The following is a 22,218-nucleotide window of genomic DNA, read 5'->3' on the forward strand; positions in this document are numbered from 1 at the left end:
TCGGCTGTCAGGCTGAGGTCAGACGTGGGTCGCGCCCCGGCGACCGGTCATGCGCTCGTAGATCACGATGAAGACGGCTGCCAGCACGACGCCGGCCAGGAACGGGATGATCTTGAACCCGCCGTTCGAGTTGTTGTAGCCGAGCTGGTAGACGAGCCACGACCCCACGAGGGAACCGAGGATCCCGAGGATGATGGTGACCAGCACCGAGATGTTCTGCTTGCCGGGAAGCACCAGTCGCGCCAAGGCTCCAATGATGAGGCCAGCGATGATGGCCCCGATGATCGTTCCAATCATCGTTCACTCCTTCTGCACGTGATGAGCTGTGCTGTTGTCGAGGCCGCGGTGCGGCCCTCACCGGAGTACTCAACACGCTCAGGCCGGGTGACGCACGTTGGACGAGGGAGTGTCGAGGTCACGGCTCGGGAACGATCCTAGCGCGTTTGCGCAGGTCAGCGCCCTGCGATAAGGGAGCTCCCGGTGCGGGGCGGCCGGCCGGACCCTGCTCGCCCCGCCCTCGGGACCTCAGACGCCGAAGCCGACGCCGCGCTTCTCGGACTCGCCGATCTGGACGTAGCCGACCGAGGCTGCGGGGACGAGGACCTGCCGGCCCTTGTCGTCGGTGAGGCGCAGGACGGCGCCCTCGCCGAGCGAGGCGCTCACCGCCGCCTCGACCTCGGCCGCGGTCTGGTTCGACTCGATGACGACCTCGCGGGAGACGTTCTGCACGCCGATCCTGACCTCCACGGTGGTGCCTTCCTGTTCTGGGGTGACCGGCCGCGGTGCGGCGCCCGGCGATGAGGTGCGCACGCGCCGTACCCGGCCGCGCGCTGCTGTCGACAAGGCTAACGAGCCGCCTCGGTGGAACCTTCCCCGCCCACCTTGGGGAACGAGCCGAGGCCGCGCCACGCGAGGGTGCCGACGAGGCGGGCGGCCTCGTCCTTCGGGATGTCGGAGCCCTGGGCGAGCCAGTGGCGGGCGCTGACCTGCGCGAGGCCGGTCAGCGCCATGCCCAGCAGGGAGGCGTCCTCCTCGGGGAGGTTGGTGTCCTCGGCGATGACCTCGGCCACCGCCTCGGCGCAGACCAGGCCGACGGCGTCGAGGCGGTTGCGGACAGCGGACTCGTTGGTGAGGTCGGACTCGAAGATGAGCCGGAACGCCGCGCCGTCGCGTGAGACGAAGTCGAAGTAGGCGCTGATGGTCGCGTAGACGCGGTCCTTGTTCTCGTGGGTCGAGGCCAGCGCCTCCCGCACGAGGAGCTCGAGTCCCTCGCTGTGCTTGTCGAGCAGGGCCAGGTAGAGCTCGAGCTTGCCCGGGAAGTGCTGGTAGAGCACGGGTTTGGACACACCCGCACGGTCGGCGATGTCGTCCATGGCGGCGGCGTGGTAGCCCGACTCCACGAACGCCGCCTGCGCGGCCTCGAGCAGCTGCGCCCGGCGGGCGGAGCGCGGCATCCGCTGGCCCCTGGCCGTGTCGGTGCCGGTCTCGGCGCGAAGCGACATGCGTCCCTCTCTCGTGGCTGGCCCACCGCAAGGCGGAGGTGTCGGTGACATCGTACGCACGGGTAACGTGAGTCACATGGGGATCCCACCGCTGGTCGCTCCCGGGCCCGAGCTCACGGTCGAGCAGAAGGCCCGCTACGCCCGGCACATCCTGCTGCCCGACATCGGGGTCGAGGGCCAGCGACGCCTGTCCAACGCGCGCGTCCTCGTCGTGGGCGCCGGCGGCCTGGGCTCGCCCGCGCTGCTCTACCTCGCCGCTGCCGGCGTCGGCACCATCGGCATCGTCGACGACGACGTCGTCGACGCCTCCAACCTCCAGCGGCAGGTCGTCCACGGCGTCGCCGACGTGGGGCGCCCCAAGACGGAGTCGGCCGCCGAGAGCGTCGCCGCGGTCAACCCGCTCGTGACCGTCGTGCGCCACGACCTGCGGCTCACCGCCGACAACGCCCTGCAGGTCCTGGCCGACTACGACGTGGTCCTCGACGGCGCCGACAACTTCGCGACCCGATACCTCGTCAACGACGCCTGTGTCCTGCTGGGCCTGCCGCACGTGTGGGGGTCCATCTACCGGTTCGACGGCCAGGTGTCGGTGTGGTTCGCCGGGCACGGGCCCTGCTACCGCTGCGTGTTCCCCGACCCGCCGCCGCCGGACGCCGTGCCGTCCTGCGCGACCGGCGGGGTGCTCGGCGTGCTGTGCGCGTCGATCGGGTCGGTGCAGGTGGCCGAGGCGGTCAAGCTCGTCGTCGGGCGGGGCGAGCCGCTCGTGGGGCGGCTGCTGGTGCACGACTCCCTGCGCCAGACCTGGGACACGCTCCGGGTGCGCGCCGACCCCGACTGCCCGGTGTGCGGCGAGTCGCCCACGGTCACCGGGCTGGTCGACTACGACGACTTCTGCGGGATCGGGGGAGCAGCGGCCGGGGTCGTGGAGACCCCGGGTTTCGCCGAGGTGTCGGCGACCGAGCTGGCGCAGCTGCTCGCCGAGCGGGAGCGGGGGGAGGCCGAGTTCGAGCTGGTCGACGTCCGCGAGCCGGGGGAGCGCGACATCGTGTCGGTGCCCGGGTCGCGAGCAGTCCACCTCGACGCCTTCCGGGCTGGCACCGCCGAGCAGGAGCTGCCGCGCGGCGTACCCGTCGTGGTGCTCTGCAAGTCCGGCGTGCGGTCCGCCGAGGCGGCCGGCCTGCTGGCGGCGCAGGGCCGCGACGACGTCCGCAACCTCACCGGCGGGGTGCTCGCGTGGGTGCGCGACGTCGACCCGAGCCTGCCCGTGTACTGAGCAGTGGTCACCGACGCCACGGGCTTCGGCCCGCCCAGCGAGTTCGCCGACGACGTCCTCGAGGTCGTCGACCAGATCCCGGAGGGCATGGTCATGACGTACGGCGACATCGCCGAGGTGCTCGGGCGCGGAGGCGCGCGCGGGGTCGGTTCGGTGATGGCGCGGTACGGGTCGGACGTGCCGTGGTGGCGCGTGCTGCGCTCCGGGGGGTACTTCCCGCAGGGGCTGGAGGACGAGGCGCTCGCGCACTACCGGTCCGAGGGGACCCCCCTGGTGGGTGGCGCCTTGGACGGCAGGCGGGTGGACCTGTCGGTGGCCCGCTGGAAGGACGCCCAGCGCCCCAGCGCGTGACGCGCCGGGACGTGTCGGCGCGGTGTCGGCGCGAGGTGATGGAATCAGGACCGTGCTGACCCTGCGCCGTGCCCCGAGCCTCGTCGTCGACGCGCCCGCGCTCGACGACGTGCAGCGGCAGGCCGTCGACCACCGGGGCGGCGTCCTGCGTGTGCTCGGGGGCCCCGGCACCGGCAAGACCACCACCGCCGTCGAGGCCGTCGTGGCCAGGGTCGCAGCCGGCGAGGCGACGCCCGACCAGTGCCTGGTCCTCACGTCGTCGCGCGTCGGGGCAGGGACCTTGCGCGAGCGCGTGACGGCCCGGCTCGGGCGGACCTCGACCGAGCCGCTGGCCCGCACCCACCAGGCCTTCGGGTTCGGCATCCTGCGGCAGGCCGCGGCGCTGCGTGGCGACCCCGCGCCACGACTGCTCAGCGGGCCCGAGCAGGACGTCATCCTTCGCGAGCTGCTCGCCGGGCACGCGGCCGGCGACACGAAGGCGCCGCTGTGGCCCGAGCGCGTCCACGCCGCCCTCGGCACCCGCGGGTTCCGGCACGAGCTGCGCGACCTGCTCATGCGCGCGGTGGAGCTCGACCTCGAGCCGCACGACCTCGCCCGCTGGGGACGCGAGCGCGACCGCCCGGAGTGGGTGGCCGCCGCGTCCGTCCTCGCCGAGTACGACGAGGTGACCGCCCTCTCGGCGCCCGGTGCCTACGACCCGGCGTGGATCCTGGGTGCCGCGGCCGACCTGCTGGTCGAGGACCCCGACGCCCTGGCCCGGCTGCGCGACGGGCTGCGGCTCGTCGTGGTCGACGACGCCCAGGAGCTCACGTCGGCGGCCGCGCGGCTCCTGCGGACCGTGCTGGCGCCGGGCATCGACCTCGTCCTCCTCGGCGACCCCGACAGCGCGGTCCAGACCTTCCGGGGCGCCGACCCTCGATACCTCGCCGACGGCTGGACCGAGCTGGGCACCGGGCCCACGCTGGTGCTGCCCACCGCCCACCGCCTGCCTGCGGCGGTCCACGAGGCAGCCGGTCGCGTGGCGCCCAAGATCGGGGCGCTCGGGGGCGGGGCGCAGCGCGCGGCAACCGCCGCCCGCCCCGGCGGCCAGGTGGAGGTGCGGCTGCTGCGGGCGGTGAGCCAGGAGGCCAGCTGCGTGGCCGCCGAGCTGCGCGAGGCCCACCTGCGACACGGCGTGCCGTGGTCGCAGATGGCCGTCGTCGTGCGCGGCCAGGGACGCACCTCGACGCTGCGCCGCGTGCTCATGGCGTCCGGTGTCCCCGTCGCCGGGTCGGCCACCGACCTGCCGGTGCGCGACGAGGTGGCGGTCCGGCCCCTGCTCGCCCTGCTGGGCGTGGTGCTCGACCTGGCGCGGGGCCTCGAGGACGCGCTCACCCCCGAGGTCGCCGTCGACGCGCTGCTCTCACCGGTGGGCGGCGCCGACGCAGTGGGCCTGCGCCGGCTGCGTCGGGCGCTGCGGCGCCGCGAGCTCGAGGGTGGCGGTGGGCGCACCAGCGACGAGCTCCTCGCCGAGGCCCTGTGCATCCCCGGTGCGCTGGTCGAGCTGGGGCCCGAGGCCAACCCGGCGCGCCGGGTCGCGCGCACCATCGCCGCAGGGGTCAGCGCCGCCAAGGGCGGTGTGGAGGGCGCCTCATGGCGGTGGGCCACGGGCGTCAGCGCCGAGTCGGTGCTGTGGGAGATGTGGTCGGCCACCGGGCTGGCGCGGGAGTGGCAGGCAGCCGCCCTCGCGGGCGGCCAGGCCTCGGCCCGCGCCGACCGCGACCTCGATGCCGTCGTCGGGCTCTTCGACGCCGCAGCGAAGTTCGTCGACCGGCTGCCCCAGGCCGGCCCCGAGGAGTTCCTCACCCACATCGGCAGCCAGGACATCCCGGGCGACACCCTCGTCGCCCGCTCGCCGGTCGGTGAGTCCGTCACCATCACCACCCCGCAGGCGGCGGCAGGTCGGGAGTGGCAGTTCGTCGTCGTCGCCGGTGTGCAGGAGGGGGTGTGGCCCGACCTGAGGCTGCGCGGCTCGCTGCTGGGCTCCGAGCACCTCGTCGACGTCGTGTCCGGGCGGTCGACCACCTTCCGGGCGGCGCAGGCAGCAGTGCGCTACGACGAGACCCGGCTCTTCCTCGTCGCGCTCACCCGCGCCAGCGAACGTGTCCTCGTCACCGCGGTCCGCAGCGACGACGAGCAGCCCTCGGTCTACCTCGACGTCGTCGACCCGGAAACCATTGCGGAGCAAGGCGATCGACCGTTCGCCGACGTGGCCCGCACCATGACCCTCCCCACCCTGGTAGGCCAGCTGCGGCGCCAGCTCCTCGACCCCGACCCCGCCGAGCGCGACACCGCCGTCGCCGCGCTGGCACGCCTCACCCACGAGCGCGTCCCCGGCGCCGACCCCGGTGAGTGGTGGGTCATGCGGTCGGTGTCCGACGACCGGCCACTGCGCACCGACGACCAGCAGGTGCGGGTCTCGCCGAGCAAGGTCGAGGCGTTCGGCAAGTGTGGGCTGCGCTGGCTCTTCAGCTCGGTCGGCGGCGACGGCCCCTCCGTCGGGGCCGCCGACATCGGCACGCTGGTGCACGCCATCGCCCACGACCTCGGCGACGCCGACGCCGAGCGGATGGTCGCGGAGGTGGACGCCCGCTGGGGTCGCCTCGGGCTCGCGTCGGGCTGGGTCTCGGACCGCAAGCGCCACGAGGCGCACGACATGGTGCGCCGGCTCGGCCGCTACTTCCGTGAGGCGGAGGCGGCCGGCTGGACCCGGCTTGGAGCGGAGCTGGACCTGCGTGTCGTCCTGGGGCGCGCGGTCCTCACGGGCCAGGTCGACCGCCTGGAGCGGACGCCCGACGGCCAGGGCCTGCGGGTCGTCGACTACAAGACCGGCAGCAGCAAGCCACGCACCGACGAGCTGGCCCGTCACCCCCAGCTCGGCGCCTACCAGCTCGGGGTGGAGCAGGGCGCGTTCCCCGAGCACGGGACGACCACCGCCGGGGCGGCCCTGCTGCAGGTGGGCAAGAGCGCCCTGGTGAAGACCACGCTGCAGACCCAGCCGCCGCTGGGGGAGGACGAGGACCCGCAGTGGGCCGCCGAGCTGGTGGGTGCGACGGCCGAGGGCATGGCCGGGTCGACGTTCCACGCGACGGTGGGTGAGTGGTGCACGCAGTGCCAGGTGCGCAGCTCCTGCCCCGTGCAGCCCGAGGGGAGGGTGCTGTGAGCACCGACGGACAGCCGCGCGCCAGGCTCTCGGCCCAGGAGGTCGCCGCGGCTCTGGGCCAGCCCGAGCCGACGCCCCAGCAGGTCGCCGTCATCGAGGCGCCGTTGTCGCCCCTGCTCGTGGTCGCCGGTGCCGGGTCCGGCAAGACCGAGACGATGACCGGTCGCGTCGTCTGGCTCGTGGCCAACGGCCTCGTCGAGCCCGACCAGGTCCTCGGCCTCACCTTCACCCGCAAGGCGGCCACCGAGCTGTCCGAGCGCATCGGTGCCCGCCTGCGCCTGCTGCAGTCGCGTGACGTGTGGCACCCCCGCACCGACGACGAGGAGACCGGCGCCGAGGTGCTCGGCGGCACCCCGACGGTGTCCACCTACCACTCGTACGCAGGTCGCCTGGTCCGCGAGCACGCCCTGCGGCTCGGCTACGAGTCGGAGTCGCGGCTGCTGTCCGAGGCCGCCGCCTGGCAGTACGCCTCGGAGGTGGTGTCCGCCTACGACGGGCCGATGGAGCACGTGCCCAACGCCGAGTCGACCGTCACCGCCGCCGTCGTCGACCTCGCCGGCGAGATGGCCGAGCACCTGGTCACCCCGGCCCAGGTCCGCGAGCACCTCGAGGAGGTCCTCGCCTCCCTGGCTGCGCTGCCGCCGGGGACCAGCCGCGCCAAGGACCTGCCTGGCGAGGCCAGGAAGATGCGCGACGCCCTGCGCGCCCGGGCGGGGGTGCTGCCCATGGTGGAGCGCTACCTCGACCTCAAGCGACAGCGCGACGCGATGGACTTCTCCGACCAGATGGCGCTCGCGGCCCGGCTGGCCATGACCTTCCCGGACATCGGCGCCATCGAGCGGCAGCGTTTCGGGGCTGTCCTGCTCGACGAGTTCCAGGACACCTCGGCGGCGCAGCTCGAGCTGCTGAGGTCGCTGTTCGTCGCCGAGGGAGAGCCGGTCCCCGTGACCGCGGTCGGCGACCCGCACCAGTCGATCTACGGGTGGCGCGGCGCCAGTGCCACCACGCTCAGCGCCTTCCGCGAGGTGTTCCGCGACGGTGGTGCGACCGGCGCGCCGGCGCCGGTCAAGCCGCTGTCGACGAGCTGGCGCAACGACGAAGCCGTGCTCGACGTCGCCAACGCCGTGGCCGGGTCGCTGCGCGCCGACTCCGCCGTCCCGGTGGAGGAGCTGTCGGCCCGCCCCGGGTCCGGTCCCGGCCGCGTCAGCGCCGCCCGGGTGCTCACCGCCGCCCAGGAGGCCGCCCTCGTCGCGACCTGGCTGCGGGACCGGCGCACCCAAGGCGCGAAGTCCGCCGCGGTGCTGTGCCGCAAGCGGTCGCAGTTCGCGCTCGTGATCGACGCCCTCGAGGCTGAGGGAGTTCCCTACGAGGTCGTGGGCCTCGGCGGCCTCCTGCTCACCCCCGAGGTGGAGGACATCACCTCACTGCTGCACGTCGTGCACGACCCGACGCGTGGTGACCAGCTCATGCGCCTGCTCACCGGTCCGCTGTGCCGCCTCGGCGCTGCCGACCTCGACGGGCTGATGGCCTGGGCCCGTCACCAGCAGGACCTGCGCATCAGCGCCGCCCGTCGTGCCGCAGGAGACGAATCCGCCAACGGGGCCGGCGACGCGACGAGGGCGACCGGCGGCGCGACGGAGTCCGGCCCCGGTGGGGGCGGCGCCACGGTCGAACCGGTCGACCAGGCGCCGGACAGCACCGACCGGGTCAGCATCGTCGAGGCCGTCGACGACCTGCCGCCCTCGGGGTGGCTCGGCCGCGACGGCCAGAGGGTCAGCGACGTCGCCCTCGGCCGGCTCGCGGGTCTGCAGCATGCGATCCGCCGACTCAGGTCGCTGAGCAGCCTTCCCCTCGCCGACCTCGTCGGGGAGGCCGAGCGCGTGCTCGGCCTCGACATCGAGGTCCTCGCTCGGGAGGGCTACACCCCGACGGCCGCCCGCGCACACCTCGACGCCTTCGCCGACGTCGCCGCGAGCTTCACCGTCAGCGCCGACCGTCCCAACCTCGGGGGCTTCCTCGCCTGGCTCGCCGCTGCCCTCAAGGAGGAGCGCGGGCTCGACAAGGGCTACATCGAGGCCTCCACCGATGCCGTCCAGGTGCTCACCGTCCATGCGGCCAAGGGCCTGGAGTGGGACGCCGTGGCGGTTCCCGGCCTCGTGGAAGGGTCGTTCCCGGCCCTGTCGTCGGCGGTCAGCCGGGTCGTCGACGACGAGTGGGCCGTGCCCACGCCGAAGGCCCGCGGCTGGGTCGCGGGCCTGCAGGACGGCGGCATCCCCTACGCCTTGCGCGGCGACGCCCACGGCCTGCCCGTCCTGGACTGGCGTGCGGCCGAGGACTGGAAAGACATCGACGGCCGGGTCGAGGAGTTCCTGCACGCCGGGGGCGAGCACGCAGTCGCCGAGGAGCGGCGCCTCGCCTACGTCGCGTTCACCCGCGCGAAGACCGACATGCTGCTCACGGCCCCGGTCTGGACCGACGGGAAGACACCGAAGGTGACCTCGCGCTTCCTCCTCGAGGCCCTCGCGGGTGAGGACCTCTCCGTGCAGGTCCTGGAGTGGGCCGACATGCCCGACCCGCTCGAGCCCGAGCGCGCGGAGAACCCCGCCGCGGCGGAGGTCGTCTCGGTGCAGTGGCCGGCGGACCCGCTGGCCGAGCGCAGGACGGCCCTCGCCGACGGCGCCATGGCGGTGCAGCAGGCGATCGAGGACTACGACCAGCGCACGTCACGGGGCGACGGCCCCCTCGAGCAGGGGCTGCTGCCGCTGCGGGGGGAACGGCTCTCGGTCCTCGAGGAGCTCGACCTGCTGCTCGAGGAACGGCGCCGGCTCGCGACCCGTGGCGACGTCGCCGTCCTGCTGCCGCGCCACCTGTCGGCGTCGGCGGTGGTGTCGCTGGCGCAGGACCCCGAGCGGTTCGCGTCGGCGCTCCGTCGACCGATGCCCGAGCCCCCCGCACTCGCGGCCCGGCGAGGCACCGCGTTCCACGCGTGGGTCGAGCAGCACTTCGCGAAGGCGGCCATGGTCGACATCCTCGACCTGCCCGGCAGCGCCGACGACGACCCGGCAGACGATGCCGAGCTGCCGGTGATGAAGGAGCACTTCCTCGCCAGCGAGTGGGCCTCCCGCACCCCGGCCGAGATCGAGATCGCGGTGGAGACCGTGATCGACGGCATCGCGGTGCGCGGACGCATCGACGCGGTGTTCCCGCGCCCCGGCGGTGGCTTCACGGTCGTGGACTGGAAGACCGGGGCCAAGCCGTCGGGGGAGGTGGCCCGGGCGCGCGCACTGCAGCTGGCTGCCTACCGCGTCGCCTTCGCCCGCCTGCGCGGCCTGGACCTCGAGGACGTCGATGCCGCGTTCTACTACGCGGGCTCGGGGGAGACCGTTTTCCCCGAGCTGCCTGACGACACGCACATCGCCCAGCTCCTCGCGGCGGTACCGGACTAGGGCGCGAGCAGGACAGCGCGACCAGGGACGCTACTGCGCCCAGGGCGGCGCGAGCTCCTCGCCGCCCGGCTGCATCGACGCCTTCATCCCCACCAGGGACGTGACCCAGGCGCAGGCTGGTTCGTCCGCGCTGTTGCCGACGGTGAGCACCGCCCCGGCCGGCACGAGGACGGCGTCCCCGGTCTGGGCGGTGAAGTGCTCGCGGTCGACCTCGACGTCGAGCTCACCGGCGAGGACGTGCAGGACCTCCTCCTCCGTCATGGTGTGGGGCCGTCCGGGGGTGTGCGGCGCAAAGTCGGCTCGCCAGGCAGCGATGCTCCTGGCGCCGCTGGCGCTGGACACCAACGAGCTGAACCTGACGCCGTGCAGGTCGAAGACCCGGGCCTCGGAGCGGGGACGGTGTCGCCCTTCCCTCTTTTCCACTTCTTCCATGACTTCCTCCTCAGATGGACAACCTGGTTGACCATATACGGTCAACCAGGTTGTCGACAAGGCCTAGGGTGGGGGTATGGACCCAGTGGACGACCTGGCAATGCCGTTCCTGCTGATGTCGGCGTTCCGGAACCTCGTCGACGCCGTGCACGCGCAGCTGGCCGATGACGGGTTCCCCGGTGTCCGGGCCACGCACGGGTTCGCGATGCAGGCGATCGGGGCCGGCTGCACGAGCGTCGAGCTGGGTGAGCGGCTCGGGGTCTCGAAGCAGGCGGCCGCGAAGACCGCGTCGACGCTCGAGGAGATGGGCCTCCTGCGGCGCGAGCCCGTCGAGCGGGACGCTCGTCAGAAGCTGCTCGTCCCCACGCCTGCAGGTCGTCGCATGCTGAGGCTGTCAGCGTCGGCCTTCCGCGCGGAACTGGCCAGGTGGCGCGAGGACGTGGGGGACGCCGGCGTCGACGCCACCCTGGCCACCCTGTCGGTGGTCGCCGCCGGTGGTCGTGGCCCCACCGACTTGTCCGACTGGACCTGAGCTGCGCAGGCGGTCCGGGCCAGCCCCGAAGGAAGCACGGGGGAGGCGCAGGGGAGGCGCCGGCGGCTAGGGGCGCGAGTAGCCCGGCTCGAACTCCGGGCCCGGGTCCTCGTCGTCGTCGTCGAACTGCACCGGGGCCGCGGAGGCGGGTGGCCGTGGGGTCGCCGGCGGTGACGCGACCGGGATCTCGGTGGTGGAGTCGTCATACGGCTCAGGCACGGGGTGCTCGTCGTGGTCGTCCTGCGCGGGATCGTGGAGGAGGTGCTCCTGGCCCTCAGGCTCTTCCTGCTCCCGTTCGTCCTCGTGGTCCTCGGGGTCAGCGGGGGACTCGTCGCCGTCGTCGCGACGCTCGTCCTCGTCCGCCGCCTGGTCGAGGTAGTCGGCAGCCTCGTCCTCGTTGACCGTGGGGGCGAACATCACCGCGACGTCCTCGTCCTCCTCGTCCTCGGTGTCCTCGACGACGTCCGGCGGGACCACGACAGGCCCGGGGCGGCGCGCAGGGGTGGTCCCGGCCCGCCGGTAGTCGTGGGCCGCCTCCTCCCGCTCGTGCACCTCGTCCTCGAGCCGGCGCAGCGCGGCCGCGTGGCGCTCGACGAGCAGGCGGTCGGCGCTGCCGACCGCTGCCAGCAGTGCCGACAGGACCCGCATCTCGGCGACGAGCCGGGCGCGGGTCAGCAGGTGGGGGTCGGGGCGTTCGGAGCGCGCGTGGGCGTAGGCCTCCATGAGCGTCTCGAGCGCGGGCTCGGACGCCTGGGTCGCCAGGGCGGAGAAGTCGTCTGCCGGGTCGGCGACCTTGGCGTCCTCCCACCCGGTGAAGGCCTTGACGCGGCCGGTGGAGGCGTCCTGGTCGTCCTCGAAGACCACGAGCACCTGGTCGCCGGTGAGGTCGCCGTGCGTCGGGGTGGGCGCGAACCGCCACAGGGCCACGTCCTCGAGCTGCTTCTCCCACCGGGCGAGCAGGCCCGTCGGCACGTGCCCCGTGGCGGCCGCCCGGTCGAGCTCGGTGAGCCGGCGCGTGCGGTAGGTGTCGGCGTCGTACGCCGGAAGCCCTGCCTCCTCGAAGAGCCCGTGGTCGGCGTTGTGCAGCGCGGCGATGGCGCGTCCGAGCTCGGCGGCGAGGCCGGGGCCCGGGGGCAGGGCCGAGAAGTCGATGTTCTGGCCGGGCAGGAAGGGGTAGATCGCGGCCCGTCCGCCCTCCTTCAGCGGCGCGAAGCCCTTGGGCGTGGGGACGCTGAACGGCAGCCGGCGCGCGAGGAGGCCGAGCAGCCCGAAGGTGGACTCCATCTGCGCCGCGGCAGCCTGGCTGCGCGGCACCCGGACCACCCACCGGCGGTGCTGGGTGTCCTGGACGAACGCGACGTCGTACTGGTGGTCGGGGGTCCCCGGCAGTGCCTCGACGCTCGCGGGGTCCAGGCCCGGCACGGCGGCGCTGGCCAGTGCGGCGAGGAAGAGGGGGGTGCGTTCCACGCGCCCACCGTATGCCGAGAGGGCGCACCTAGGGTGGAGGCGTGGGCTCCTTCGCCAAAACTCTCCCGAATCTGCCGTTCGCCCAGCCAGGGCTCGACCGCTCGGCCGAGCTCCGCAGCGACCCCGGTCTGCTGGCGGACCTGCTCGCGACGCCGACGACCCGCGTCCTGGAGCTGCACGGCGACCGGGTCGAGGTCCGCGAGGAGGAAGGCCTCGCGCGGTTGTCGCTGCGGGCCCCGCAGGCCGGCGACATCGACCGGCTCGGACTCTTCCTCGGCGTCGACGACCACGACGCCGCCCACGTCGCCGTGGTGCTCGACCCACCCCCGGAGGATCACGAACGGCCGGACGGCTCCCACGGCGTGGAGGGGGGCGGGCTGCGTACCCTGCGGCAGGTCGGTGCCCACCTCGAGGCGCTCGACGCCACCCTCTTCACGACGTCCCTCGCGCTGGCCAACTGGCACCGCGCGCACCCGTTCTGCCCGCGCTGCGGCGCCCCCACCGAGCCGGCCCACGGCGGCTGGCTACGCCGTTGCACCGCCGAGGGCAGCGAGCACTACCCGCGCACCGACGTTGCCGTGATCATGTCCGTCGTCGACCAGGACGACCGGCTGCTGCTGGCCCGTGGCGCGGGCTGGGGCGAGGGCAGGTTCTCCGTCCTCGCCGGGTTCCTCGAGCCCGGGGAGAGCCTGCCCGTCGCGGTCGCCCGGGAGGTCCGCGAGGAGGTGGGCCTGGAGGTCACCGACGTGGAGTACCTCGGCGACCAGCCGTGGCCGTTCCCGACGTCACTGATGGTGGGGTTCACGGCCCGGGCCCTGGGCGTCGACCTGGCCCTTCAGGACTCGGAGATCGCGGAGGCCCGCTGGTTCACCCGTGAGGAGCTCCTGGCCGCGGTCGAGGACGGCCGGCTCGCGATGTCGGGTCGGCTGTCGATCTCGCGGCGCCTGCTGGAGCACTGGCTGGGCCACGAGCTCGACCGCCCGTGACAGCGCTCAGCCGCCCGGACCCGGACGGGTGGGGCGGCTGAGGGCTGTCCAGCGGGTCAGGAGGCGAGGCGCTTCTTGACCTCGTTGATCGAGGGGTTCGTCGCGGCGGTGCCGTCGGGGAACAGCAGCGTGGGGACGGTCTGGTTGCCGCCGTTGACGTCCATCACGAACTTCACCGCGTCGGCCTCGTCCTCGATGTTCACCTCGGTGAACGCGATGCCCTCGCGGCCCATCTGCGCCTTGAGGCGGTTGCAGTACCCGCACCACGAGGTGGTGAACATGGTCACGGAACCGGGGGCCGGGGCCTTCAGGGTCGACATCGGGCAGCACTCGCTCTCTCGAGGGGTCGGGATCGTCGTACGGGCCCCGTCGTGGGGCCACGGTCGTCAACGTCGACGGGGGCCGCGGTCTTCCCCTGCGCCGGTGTGACGTCGGTGACCATGATGTCCCATGCCCGAAACCCGCCTCGACCCAGCGCTCCTGCGACTCGCCGCCTCCCGCAACCTCGCCGCCCTGGCTGCCCTCAAGCGCGACGGCCGGCCCCAGCTGTCCATGGTCAACTACGCGCTCGCGCTCGAGGGCGACACGGCGACGGCGAGGGTGTCGGTCGTCGACGGCCGGGCCAAGGTCGCGAACCTGCAGCGCGACCCGCGCGCGTCCCTGCTCGTCACCTCGCCCGACGGCTGGTCCTACACCGTGCTCGAGGGCGATGCCGAGCTGTCGCAAGTCGCGCGGGCGGAGGACGACCCCACGGTGGGGGAGCTCGTCGAGCTCTACCGGGCCATCCGCGGGGAGGACCACCCGGACTGGGACGACTACCGCCGGGCGATGGTGGCCGACCACCGGCGCATCCTGCGGGTCCACGTGCACAAGGTCTACGGCCTGGTGCAGTGACCGGCGCGTGGGCCGGACCGGGCTGGGGACACGCGTACGCCGCCGTCAGCGGGGTCTGACAGGATCGCGGGCGATGTCCCCTGCACCTGCGACGCCCAGCGCCGACGAGATCCTCACCGCCCTCGACCCCGAGCAGCGTGAGGTGGCCGCCCACCCCCTGGGGCCGATGTGCGTGCTCGCCGGGGCGGGCACCGGCAAGACCCGGGCCATCACCCACCGGATCGCCTACGGGGTCCACTCCGGCGCCTACCAGCCCCAGCGCGTGCTGGCGGTCACCTTCACCGCCCGCGCTGCCGGCGAGATGCGCACCCGCCTGCGCGACCTCGGGGTGGGAGGGGTGCAGGCGCGCACCTTCCACGCGGCCGCGCTGCGCCAGCTCCACTACTTCTGGCCGCAGGCCATCGGGGGTGCCGCGCTCGAGGTCATGCCGCACAAGGCGGCGGCCGTCGCCCAGGCGGCTGCGTCGCTGCGCCTCGACCTGGCTCGCGACCGCACCGCCATCCGCGACCTCGCCGCCGAGGTCGAGTGGGCCAAGGTCTCGATGCTCACCCCGGAGACGTATGCCGCCGGCGCCCGTGCCGCCCGCCGTGAGCCGCCGGGCCTCGACGCCACGGCCATGGCCCGCGTGCTCGAGGCCTACGAGCAGGTCAAGACCCAGCGCGGGGTCATCGACTTCGAGGACGTGCTGCTCCTGACCGTCGGCATCCTCTCCGAGCGGGAGGACATCGCGCGGGCCGTGCGGGCGCAGTACCGGCACTTCGTCGTCGACGAGTACCAGGACGTCAACACGCTGCAGCAGCGGCTGCTCGAGCTGTGGGTGGGTGAGCGCCCCGACCTGTGCGTCGTCGGCGACCCCGCGCAGACCATCTACTCGTTCACCGGCGCGAGCCCCCGCCACCTGTTGGAGTTCCCGGCCACGCACCCCAAGGCGCAGGTCGTACGGCTGGTGCGCAACTACCGCTCGACACCGCAGATCGTGGGGCTCGCCAACCTCGTGGTCCGCGGGCCCTCCGGCGCGATGCGCAGCAACGCCGTCACCCTGCGGGCGCAGGCGGCCGACGGCCCGACCCCCTCGCTGACCGCCCACCCGGACGACCCGGCCGAGGCCGCCGCCGTGGCGGGCGAGATCGCCGACCGGGTGGCCAAGGGCGTCTCCCCGGGCGACATGGCGGTCCTGTTCCGCACCAACGGCCAGTCCGAGGCCTTCGAGGCGGCGCTGGCCGAGCGGGACATCCCCTACCTGGTGCGCGGTGGCGAGCGGTTCTTCGCCCGTCGGGAGGTCCGCGACGCGATCCTGCTGGTGCGCGGCGCGGCGCGGTCCGACGACGGGTCGATCCCGCTCCCGGACCTCGTCCGGGACGTCCTCCTCGGCGCCGGGTGGACCCGGGAGGCGCCCAACGCCGGTGGGGCGGCCCGCGAGCGCTGGGAGTCGCTCGCCGCGCTCGCCGCCCTGGCCGACGACCTCGTCGCCGCCTCACCGGAGGCTCGGCTGCCGGACTTCGTGCGAGAGCTCGACGAACGCGCCGCCGCCCAGCACGCGCCGGCGGTGCAGGGTGTCACGCTCGCCTCGCTGCACGCCGCCAAGGGCCTGGAGTGGGACGTGGTGTTCCTGGCCGGGGTGTCCGACGGCTACCTGCCGATCACCATGGCCGACACCCCCGAGGCGATCGAGGAGGAGCGCCGGCTCGCCTACGTCGGGGTGACCCGCGCCCGCCGCGAGCTGCGGCTGTCGTGGGCTGGTGCCCGCACGCCCGGCGCCCGGGCCAGCCGTCGCCCGTCGAGGTTCCTCGACGGCGCCTCGAGCATCCTCGGTGAGGGCGCGCGGTCCCAGCCCAAGAACAGCTCCGGCCGGCGCGGCGCCGCGGGCAAGCCCGGGAAGCCCGTGCTGCCTGCCCACTGCCGCTCGTGCGGCACCGAGCTGACGACGGCGGCCCAGCGCAAGACCGGTCGCTGCGACGACTGCCCTCCCACCTACTCCGAGGCCGTGTTCGACCGGCTCCGCGAGTGGCGCCTGGCCGTCGCCCGCGCGACGAGCGTGCCCGCCTACGTCGTGTTCACCGACGCCACGCTCACCGCCATCGCCGAGCGGGAGCCCTCCTCCGAGGGCCAGCTGGCGCAGATCTCCGGTGTCGGGGCCCGCAAGCTGGGTCTGTACGGCGCGCAGGTCCTCGCCCTGATCGGCGGTTCCTCTGTAGAAGAAGTTCTCGGAACTCGTTCGGCTGCAACAGATTCCGAAGACTGACCGCCGGCGGCAGAATTCTCTGCCGAATTTCTCGTTAAATGCGTTGCTGGCCCCTCGGACGCTGCTCTACCCTTGACGAGCACGCCCGGTGGGAACACCGACCGGGCCCGAACGACACCGCGAAGGAGGGTGACCCCATGGAGAACATCACGATGACGATCGACGCGACGCACATGTCCCGCGTCCGTTCCGTGTGCCCCGAGGTCGCCCGTGTCGTCCTCGCAGGCCGTGGGCCGGTCGCCCAGGGGACCGCTGTGTCCGCCTCCATCGCCGTCCGCGCCATCGCCGATGCCCAGCTCCCGACGTCCGACGTCGACGGCTTCGGCGCCGGCAACGGCACCACCGTCAAGGATCTCGCGTTCCGTCCCTTCGGAGAGCCACCTGTCTAGGCCACCAGCCAGCAGGACCTCTCCGAGGCCGCGGAACCCGACATCCGGGATCCGCGGCCTTTCTGTTTGTCCAGACAGATTTCTTCCGCACCAGACCTGCAGGGAGAAGCACCACCGATGAAGCACGACAGCACCGACGAGAACACGCCGGCCCCCGACCGGGGAACCACCGGCGAGAACGAGACGCACACCACTGCCACCACCGTGGCGGGACGACGAGAGGGAGGTGACACCCGATGCAGTTGAGCGCACTCCACGACCTGAACGAGCAGGCCGCGACGGCAGGCGACGGCATCCCGTGTCGAGAGAACGACGCCGAGATGTGGTTCGCCGAGAGCCCCGCCGACGTCGAGTTCGCGAAATCGCTGTGCCACACGTGCCCGGCCCGGATGGCCTGCCTCGCAGGAGCCATCGACCGTGCCGAGCCGTGGGGCGTCTGGGGAGGCGAGCTCTTCGTCCAGGGGGTCGTCGTCGCCCGCAAGCGGCCGCGCGGCCGCCCGCGGAAGAACCCGGTCGCCGCATGAGCGCCGCCGTCGTGACCGCCACCCCGATCGCGGGGGTGCCTGAGGGGGCTCCCGTGGACCCGGCCGTCGATGCCGGGTCCACGGGACGGCTCCTGCGCCGCCCGCACACCACCACCGTCCAGCACCGCACCACCAGGAGACCGATCATGTTCCAGGCCTTGTACGCCGACCTGGCGCGCGCCCATCGCCGGCGCCGTCAGCGGGAGTACCAGCGCCGGCTCGAGGCACAGTCGCAGCACGAGATGCTGCTGGCCATGCCTCGCATGCTGGCCCGGTGACCCGCCGCCCCGAACCCGCCGGGACCCCCGTATCGAGGTGGTCCCGGCGGGTTCATCCATGTCCGGGCACTCGCGGGCGGCACCACCTAGGCTCGCGGCATGTCGCGTGACGCCGTGGTGGCAGCCCTGACCGCGCCCGAGCTCGCCCCCGTCGTCGACCTGGTCGTGTGGGTGGAGGACGGCGCCGCGATGGCGGCCAACCACCTCGGCCGGGTGCGGCTGCACGCCGACGGCCGCCACGAGGTGGTGGCGGGTCAGGACCCGGTGCCCTCGACGGACCCGATGGCCTTCCTGCCGTATGCCGCCGAGCTCGCGTCCCCGGGTCCCCGCGTCTCCACCGACAACGCCTACCCGTACGCGGCGCGGCGGATCCTCTCGGCGTTCGGGGATGCCGACCGCAGCCCCGACGTCGCGGTGGTGCACACGCCCCGCCACTTCTTCCCCGACGAGGGCGGCCACCGCGGCGAGCACGGGTCGCTCGACGTGATCCAGTCCCGCGCGCCCCTGGTCATGGCCGGTCCCGGGGTGCAGCGGCTGGGCGCGGTCGACGACCACGCCCGTCTCGTCGACGTCGGCCCGACGCTCGCCGTGCTCTGCGGTGTCCCGGAGGCCGACCTCGCCGATGCGGGTGGTGAGCCGCTGGACGGCACCCCGCTCACGCAGTACCTCCGGCCGACCGCAGCGGAGGTGCAGCCGCGGACCGACGCAGAGGGTGTCCCGGCGAACCCACCTCGTCGCGTCGTCGGCATCCTCTGGGACGGCGCCCACTGCGGTGACCTGCTCGCCATGGCGGAGGCCGGCGAGCTGCCCGGCGTCGCCTGGCTCCTCGAGCGGGGGATGGCGCTGCGCGGGGGAGCGGTGGCGGAGTTCCCGAGCGTCACCCTGACCAACCACACCTCGATCCTCACCGGCGTCGGCCCGGGGCGGCACGGGGTGCTGGGCAACGTCTTCTTCGACCGGGCCACCGGTGAGCGCGTCGTGCCCAACGAAGCCGCGACCTGGCACCGCAGTGCAGAGTGGCTGCGGCCGGGTGTGCGCACGGTCTTCGAGATGGTGAACGACCATGTGCCGCAACGCAGCTCGCCGCGAACGGCCAGCGTCGACGAGGCGATCGACCGGGGCGCGGACTACGGCACCATGGCGCTGCTGCGCCAGGCCGGCGGGTTCCACGCGGCCGCCGACGGCATGGGCGACCTCATGCCCGACCCGGCGACGTCGGTGTTCCTGCAGCACCCCGAGCACCTCGACGACAGCTACTTCCACTGGGGCATGCAGGTCGACGACCTCGGCCTGCAGCAGGTGCTGCAGCTCTGGGAGGACGCCGACACCGCGCCGGTGCTGACCTGGTGGGCCAACGTCGTCACCGATGCCGGCTACCACGGTGGTGGCCCTCGCTCGCCGATGGCACGCGACGCCCTGCGGCAGAGCGACGCCCGGCTGGTGGCGTTCCTCGACCACCTCGAGTCGCTGGGGGTCCGCGACGAGGTCACCTTCCTGCTCACCGCCGACCACGGGTTCGAGGCGGCCGACCCCTCGGTCACCGGATCGTGGGCGCCCGCGCTGGAGGCGCTCGGCATCCCCTACCGCGACGAGGGCCCCGGCTTCGTCTACCTCCTCTGACCACCTCAGGGCTGCTGCGACCACCACCCCGCGTGGCTAGGCTGGCCGCCATGGCCACGCAGATCCGCATCGCCCAGGACGAGGCCGCCGACGCGGTCCTCAGCTCGGACCCGTTCGCGCTCCTGGTGGGCATGCTGCTGGACCAGCAGTACCCGATGGAGCACGCGTTCCGCGGCCCCTGGAAGATCGTCGAGCGATTCGGGACGCTGGACCCCTCGGCCATCGCCGACGCCGAGCCCGACGCGTTCGCCGACCTGTGCTCGACCCCTCCTGCCATCCACCGCTACGGCCGGTCCATGGCAGGACGCGTCCAGCAGCTCGCCGTGGTGGTCCGCGACGAGTACGACGGCGACGCGGAGACCATCTGGACGGGGGCGTCGGACGCGGCCGACCTGCTCGCGCGCCTCCGGGCGCTGCCCGGGTTCGGCGACCAGAAGGCCCGCATCTTCGCGGCACTGGTGGGCAAGCAGCTCGACGTGCGGCCGGCCGGCTGGCAGCAGGCCGTCGGTCCCTACGCCGAGGACGGCTCGTACCGGTCGGTGGCCGACGTCGTCGACGCCGAGTCGCTGGCCAAGGTGCGCGAGTTCAAGCAGGCCGCCAAGGCCGAGGCGAAGGCGAAGGCCGCCTCGGTCAAGCCGGTCAAGCCGGTCAAGTCGGCCAAGGCCTGACCGTGGCGCAGGACGCCCCGGTCTGCGCCACCTGCGGGCAGGTGGCGCCCGACCCGGCGCTGGCCGCCATCACCTGGACGCGCGGCACCGAGGACGGCCGCGACGTCTGGACGTGTGACCGTTGCAGCCGCGAGCACCTGCGCAGCATCGAGGGGAAGCTCGACAGCGCCTGGTGGTGAGCCTGCCCCCGGATGGGTCAGTCGAGGGGCGGCGGCAGGGTGTGCAGCTTCAGCCCGGGCATGTGCTCGACGACGATGGCGCGCGCGGGGATGGTGCCGTTCAGCTGGCACAGCACCCCGATCCCCCCGAGCCAGACGCGGTGGATGAGCAGGTACGACGGCGGCAGGTTGAGCTTCATGCCCACGAGGAACTCCGGCCGGCGCACGTCGTTGACGTGGGCGGCGACGCTGCGCAGCCAGGGTCGGCTGAAGGTGAACTCCTCGTGCATCAGCGGGTCGATGAACGGCTGGAGGTAGTCGAGCAGCGCGTGGGCGTCCAGCGACATGGTCGGCTTGATGAAGCCCTCGGACCGCAGGCCCGCCTCGAGGGCCGGGGCGTCACCGCACAGCGCGGCCGCCGCGAGCGTGCCCATCGCGGACGGCAGGCCGTGGGGGAGGCGGTTGACGGCGCCGTAGTCGATGACGCCGAGCCGGCCGTCCTCGAGCAGCCGGAAGTTGCCCGGGTGCGGGTCGGCGTGGAGCAGCCCCGCGCGGGCCGGGCCCACGAGCAGGAACTCCATGTAGCGCTGGGAGGCGGCGTTGCGCTGCTCGGGCGTGCCCTTGGCGACGATCGTCGACAGCGGGGTGCCGTCCATCCACTCGGAGACGATGACGTGCTCGCTGTGGACCAGGACCTCCGGCACCACGAAGTGCGGGTCGTCGCGGAACACCTTGGCGAACCTGCGCTGGTTGGAGGCCTCGAGGTTGTAGTCGAGCTCCTCGGACATGCGCGACTTCAGCTCGTCGGTGATCGGCTTGATGTCCATGCCGGGGATCCAGCCACCGGCCAGCCGGGCGACGCGGGCGAGCTGGTTGAGGTCGGACAGCAGCGCCTTGCCGGCTCCCGGGTACTGGATCTTCACGGCGACCTCGCGCCCGTCGCGCCACACCGCGCGGTGCACCTGGCCGATGGACGCGGCCGCTGCGGGGGTGTCGTCGAAGGACTGGAACTTCGCCGTGCGCCAGCGGGGGCCGAGCTCCTCGGCGAGGACGGTGTGGACCGTGGCCGCGGGCAGCGGGGGCGCGGCCTCCTGCAGCTTGGTGAGGGTGGCGCGGTAGGGCGCGGCCATCTCCTCGGGCAGGGCAGCCTCCATGACCGACATGGCCTGGCCGAACTTCATGGCGCCGCCCTTGAGCTCCCCGAGCACGGTGAAGAGCTGCTGGGCGGTGCGGGCCTGCAGCTCGGCGGCGACGAGCTCGGCCGGCTTGCCGCCGACGCGCTTGCCGAGGCCGACCGCGGTGCGCCCGGCGAACCCGAGGGGCAGGCTGGCCAGGCGGGCCGTGCGGCTGACGGCGCGACGCGGGAGCTCGTTCATCCAGCCATTCTCACCTGTCGCGGGGGAGTTGCGTCGGCGGGNACCCGCGGCCACGGCAGCCCGACCTCGAGCGACCTGCCGACCGGCAGCGGCTGTCCGTCCAGCACGCCGAGGACGACCATCGCCGCCATCGCAGAGGCCACGCCCACGAGCGACGCCTCGCCGCCGACGTCCTGTCCCGGCCCGACCGTGGGTCGGGTGAGCTGGCCGAGGAGGGCCGGCCAGGCGGGGTCGAGGTCGGCCCGGGCGAGGTCGAGGCACCGCAGGCACGGACCTCCGGTGACACCCAGCGGCCCGACGACGGCCTCCACCTCGTGCATCACGAGCGGCAGGACGGGTACGGCGTGCCGCAGCCAGGGCTGCGCCGACGCGGGGTCGACGGCGCCGGAGGCGACCAGCACGACGACGTCGGGCAGGCCGGCCGGCGCGTGCTCCCAGTCGTCCGCTGCCCTGGCTCCCTGCGACACGCGGGACACCCCGGCCCGGCGCAGGGCCACCGCCACGGCGCTCGGGACCTCGCCGCGCCCCGACACCAGCACGTGGGCGGCGTGGCGCCGCACGAGCGCGCCGTACCCGGCCTCGGGCGGCGAGGACGTGCGCAGCAGGGCGTCGGACTCGGGCGACAGCACGGCCCGCGTGGACGGCGGCAGGGCGGCCGGGCCGGTGGCGTCGACCACGAGGCCGCGGGCGAGGAGGTGGTCGAGCAGCACCCGGCCCGACGGCGTGGTGAGGGCCTCGGGCAGCTCGTGCGTGCCGTCGAGGGCCTCGACGGCCGCTACCTGCGCTGGCGTCAGGCCGACGACCACCGCCCCGCGCTCCACGTCGGTGCCGAACTGCACCTGGCCGGGCCCACGACGCAGCACGGGCCAGACGGTCTT

The 22,218-nt window shown here is 73.7% G+C and carries 21 protein-coding genes; 14 read left to right on the forward strand and 7 right to left on the reverse strand.

The features are described 5' to 3' along the window. Positions 1–18: 18 nt before the first annotated feature. The 3 genes from ASG70_RS08510 to ASG70_RS08520 all read right to left on the reverse strand — a co-directional run bounded on the left by ASG70_RS08510 (position 19) and on the right by ASG70_RS08520 (position 1,502). Positions 19–297, reverse strand: a complete 279-nt coding sequence (locus tag ASG70_RS08510) for a GlsB/YeaQ/YmgE family stress response membrane protein (protein ID WP_056883416.1) — start codon at positions 295–297, stop codon at positions 19–21. Positions 298–525: 228 nt separating this feature from the next. Then, positions 526–747: a DUF3107 domain-containing protein gene (locus ASG70_RS08515; protein ID WP_056883417.1), complete on the reverse strand. Its 222-nt coding sequence runs from the start codon at positions 745–747 to the stop codon at positions 526–528. Positions 748–845: 98 nt separating this feature from the next. Continuing rightward, on the reverse strand, positions 846–1,502 hold the full coding sequence (locus ASG70_RS08520; RefSeq protein WP_056883418.1) for a TetR/AcrR family transcriptional regulator: 657 nt from the start codon (positions 1,500–1,502) through the stop codon (positions 846–848). Between the two features lie 76 nt (positions 1,503–1,578). On the opposite strand from ASG70_RS08520, the gene moeB reads away from it, so the two are divergent. Genes moeB through ASG70_RS08540 form a run of 4 tightly spaced genes read left to right on the forward strand, consistent with a single transcriptional unit; the run spans position 1,579 to position 9,774 of the window. Beyond that, positions 1,579–2,775 (forward strand): molybdopterin-synthase adenylyltransferase MoeB, encoded by a 1,197-nt coding sequence (moeB, locus tag ASG70_RS08525; RefSeq protein WP_056883419.1) that lies wholly within the window; start codon positions 1,579–1,581, stop codon positions 2,773–2,775. Positions 2,776–2,778: 3 nt separating this feature from the next. Further along, complete coding sequence (locus ASG70_RS08530) at positions 2,779–3,126, forward strand: MGMT family protein (RefSeq protein ID WP_056883420.1); 348 nt, start codon at positions 2,779–2,781, stop codon at positions 3,124–3,126. A 52-nt stretch (positions 3,127–3,178) separates the two neighbouring features. Beyond that, on the forward strand, positions 3,179–6,328 hold the full coding sequence (locus tag ASG70_RS08535) for an ATP-dependent DNA helicase (RefSeq protein WP_056883421.1): 3,150 nt from the start codon (positions 3,179–3,181) through the stop codon (positions 6,326–6,328). Next, a complete protein-coding gene (locus ASG70_RS08540) occupies positions 6,325–9,774 on the forward strand; it encodes an ATP-dependent DNA helicase (RefSeq protein WP_056883422.1) in 3,450 nt (1,149 codons plus the stop codon). Before ASG70_RS08535 ends, ASG70_RS08540 begins: the two co-directional genes overlap by 4 nt. A gap of 30 nt (positions 9,775–9,804) precedes the next feature. Here the strand turns inward: ASG70_RS08540 and ASG70_RS08545 are convergent, their stop codons facing one another. Further along, positions 9,805–10,206, reverse strand: a complete 402-nt coding sequence (locus ASG70_RS08545; RefSeq protein ID WP_056883423.1) for a cupin domain-containing protein — start codon at positions 10,204–10,206, stop codon at positions 9,805–9,807. 76 nt (positions 10,207–10,282) lie between these two features. On the opposite strand from ASG70_RS08545, the gene ASG70_RS08550 reads away from it, so the two are divergent. Continuing rightward, the gene (locus ASG70_RS08550; RefSeq protein ID WP_082590356.1) at positions 10,283–10,738 is read left to right on the forward strand and encodes a MarR family winged helix-turn-helix transcriptional regulator; all 456 of its coding nucleotides are present in this window, start codon (positions 10,283–10,285) and stop codon (positions 10,736–10,738) included. A 66-nt stretch (positions 10,739–10,804) separates the two neighbouring features. On the opposite strand, the gene ASG70_RS08555 is transcribed toward ASG70_RS08550, so the two are convergent. Next, positions 10,805–12,205: a phosphotransferase gene (locus ASG70_RS08555; RefSeq protein WP_082590358.1), complete on the reverse strand. Its 1,401-nt coding sequence runs from the start codon at positions 12,203–12,205 to the stop codon at positions 10,805–10,807. Positions 12,206–12,246: 41 nt separating this feature from the next. Here ASG70_RS08555 and nudC point away from each other — a divergent pair, with 41 nt between their 5' ends. Next, positions 12,247–13,191 carry an NAD(+) diphosphatase gene (gene nudC, locus ASG70_RS08560; RefSeq protein ID WP_056883425.1) on the forward strand — a complete coding sequence of 315 codons (945 nt, stop codon included), beginning with the start codon at positions 12,247–12,249 and terminating at the stop codon, positions 13,189–13,191. 56 nt (positions 13,192–13,247) lie between these two features. Here nudC and ASG70_RS08565 read toward each other — a convergent pair whose 3' ends face one another. Beyond that, positions 13,248–13,511: a glutaredoxin domain-containing protein gene (locus ASG70_RS08565; RefSeq protein WP_056883426.1), complete on the reverse strand. Its 264-nt coding sequence runs from the start codon at positions 13,509–13,511 to the stop codon at positions 13,248–13,250. A 130-nt stretch (positions 13,512–13,641) separates the two neighbouring features. Here ASG70_RS08565 and ASG70_RS08570 point away from each other — a divergent pair, with 130 nt between their 5' ends. The 8 genes from ASG70_RS08570 (at position 13,642) to ASG70_RS19260 (ending at position 19,985) form a co-directional block, all read left to right on the forward strand. Next, on the forward strand, positions 13,642–14,085 hold the full coding sequence (locus ASG70_RS08570) for a PPOX class F420-dependent oxidoreductase (RefSeq protein ID WP_056883427.1): 444 nt from the start codon (positions 13,642–13,644) through the stop codon (positions 14,083–14,085). A gap of 73 nt (positions 14,086–14,158) precedes the next feature. Continuing rightward, positions 14,159–16,327 (forward strand): ATP-dependent DNA helicase UvrD2, encoded by a 2,169-nt coding sequence (locus ASG70_RS08575; protein ID WP_056883428.1) that lies wholly within the window; start codon positions 14,159–14,161, stop codon positions 16,325–16,327. Between the two features lie 137 nt (positions 16,328–16,464). Next, entirely contained in the window at positions 16,465–16,716 is a 252-nt protein-coding gene (locus ASG70_RS08580; protein WP_056883429.1) for a hypothetical protein, read from the forward strand. A gap of 236 nt (positions 16,717–16,952) precedes the next feature. Next, complete coding sequence (locus ASG70_RS08585; RefSeq protein WP_056883430.1) at positions 16,953–17,240, forward strand: WhiB family transcriptional regulator; 288 nt, start codon at positions 16,953–16,955, stop codon at positions 17,238–17,240. Beyond that, the gene (locus tag ASG70_RS08590; RefSeq protein ID WP_056883431.1) at positions 17,237–17,518 is read left to right on the forward strand and encodes a hypothetical protein; all 282 of its coding nucleotides are present in this window, start codon (positions 17,237–17,239) and stop codon (positions 17,516–17,518) included. The genes ASG70_RS08585 and ASG70_RS08590 overlap by 4 nt, the downstream gene beginning before the upstream one ends. Positions 17,519–17,617: 99 nt before the next feature. Beyond that, positions 17,618–19,138, forward strand: a complete 1,521-nt coding sequence (locus tag ASG70_RS08595) for an alkaline phosphatase family protein (protein WP_056883432.1) — start codon at positions 17,618–17,620, stop codon at positions 19,136–19,138. A gap of 50 nt (positions 19,139–19,188) precedes the next feature. After that, positions 19,189–19,806, forward strand: coding sequence for an HhH-GPD-type base excision DNA repair protein (locus tag ASG70_RS08600; protein WP_056883433.1), 618 nt, complete (start codon positions 19,189–19,191; stop codon positions 19,804–19,806). A 2-nt stretch (positions 19,807–19,808) separates the two neighbouring features. Beyond that, entirely contained in the window at positions 19,809–19,985 is a 177-nt protein-coding gene (locus tag ASG70_RS19260; protein ID WP_156399900.1) for a hypothetical protein, read from the forward strand. A 17-nt stretch (positions 19,986–20,002) separates the two neighbouring features. Here ASG70_RS19260 and ASG70_RS08605 read toward each other — a convergent pair whose 3' ends face one another. Further along, positions 20,003–21,340 carry an AarF/ABC1/UbiB kinase family protein gene (locus tag ASG70_RS08605; protein WP_056883434.1) on the reverse strand — a complete coding sequence of 446 codons (1,338 nt, stop codon included), beginning with the start codon at positions 21,338–21,340 and terminating at the stop codon, positions 20,003–20,005. Between the last annotated feature and the right edge of the window lie 878 nt (positions 21,341–22,218).

This window comes from Phycicoccus sp. Soil748 (genome assembly GCF_001428025.1).
Classification (GTDB): Bacteria; Actinomycetota; Actinomycetes; order Actinomycetales; family Dermatophilaceae; genus Pedococcus.

Bases quoted from the DNA above. Each gene is read 5' to 3' on its own strand.
- ASG70_RS08510 (WP_056883416.1), bottom strand. From the start codon at position 297: ATGATTGGAACGATCATCGGGGCCATCATCGCTGGCCTCATCATTGGA.
- ASG70_RS08520 (WP_056883418.1), bottom strand. From the start codon at position 1,502: ATGTCGCTTCGCGCCGAGACCGGCACCGACACGGCCAGGGGCCAGCGG.
- moeB (WP_056883419.1), top strand. From the start codon at position 1,579: ATGGGGATCCCACCGCTGGTCGCTCCCGGGCCCGAGCTCACGGTCGAG.
- ASG70_RS08545 (WP_056883423.1), bottom strand. From the start codon at position 10,206: ATGGAAGAAGTGGAAAAGAGGGAAGGGCGACACCGTCCCCGCTCCGAG.
- ASG70_RS08550 (WP_082590356.1), top strand. From the start codon at position 10,283: ATGGACCCAGTGGACGACCTGGCAATGCCGTTCCTGCTGATGTCGGCG.
- ASG70_RS08565 (WP_056883426.1), bottom strand. From the start codon at position 13,511: ATGTCGACCCTGAAGGCCCCGGCCCCCGGTTCCGTGACCATGTTCACC.
- ASG70_RS08570 (WP_056883427.1), top strand. From the start codon at position 13,642: ATGCCCGAAACCCGCCTCGACCCAGCGCTCCTGCGACTCGCCGCCTCC.
- ASG70_RS08575 (WP_056883428.1), top strand. From the start codon at position 14,159: ATGTCCCCTGCACCTGCGACGCCCAGCGCCGACGAGATCCTCACCGCC.
- ASG70_RS08580 (WP_056883429.1), top strand. From the start codon at position 16,465: ATGGAGAACATCACGATGACGATCGACGCGACGCACATGTCCCGCGTC.
- ASG70_RS08585 (WP_056883430.1), top strand. From the start codon at position 16,953: ATGCAGTTGAGCGCACTCCACGACCTGAACGAGCAGGCCGCGACGGCA.
- ASG70_RS08590 (WP_056883431.1), top strand. From the start codon at position 17,237: ATGAGCGCCGCCGTCGTGACCGCCACCCCGATCGCGGGGGTGCCTGAG.
- ASG70_RS08595 (WP_056883432.1), top strand. From the start codon at position 17,618: ATGTCGCGTGACGCCGTGGTGGCAGCCCTGACCGCGCCCGAGCTCGCC.
- ASG70_RS08600 (WP_056883433.1), top strand. From the start codon at position 19,189: ATGGCCACGCAGATCCGCATCGCCCAGGACGAGGCCGCCGACGCGGTC.
- ASG70_RS08605 (WP_056883434.1), bottom strand. From the start codon at position 21,340: ATGAACGAGCTCCCGCGTCGCGCCGTCAGCCGCACGGCCCGCCTGGCC.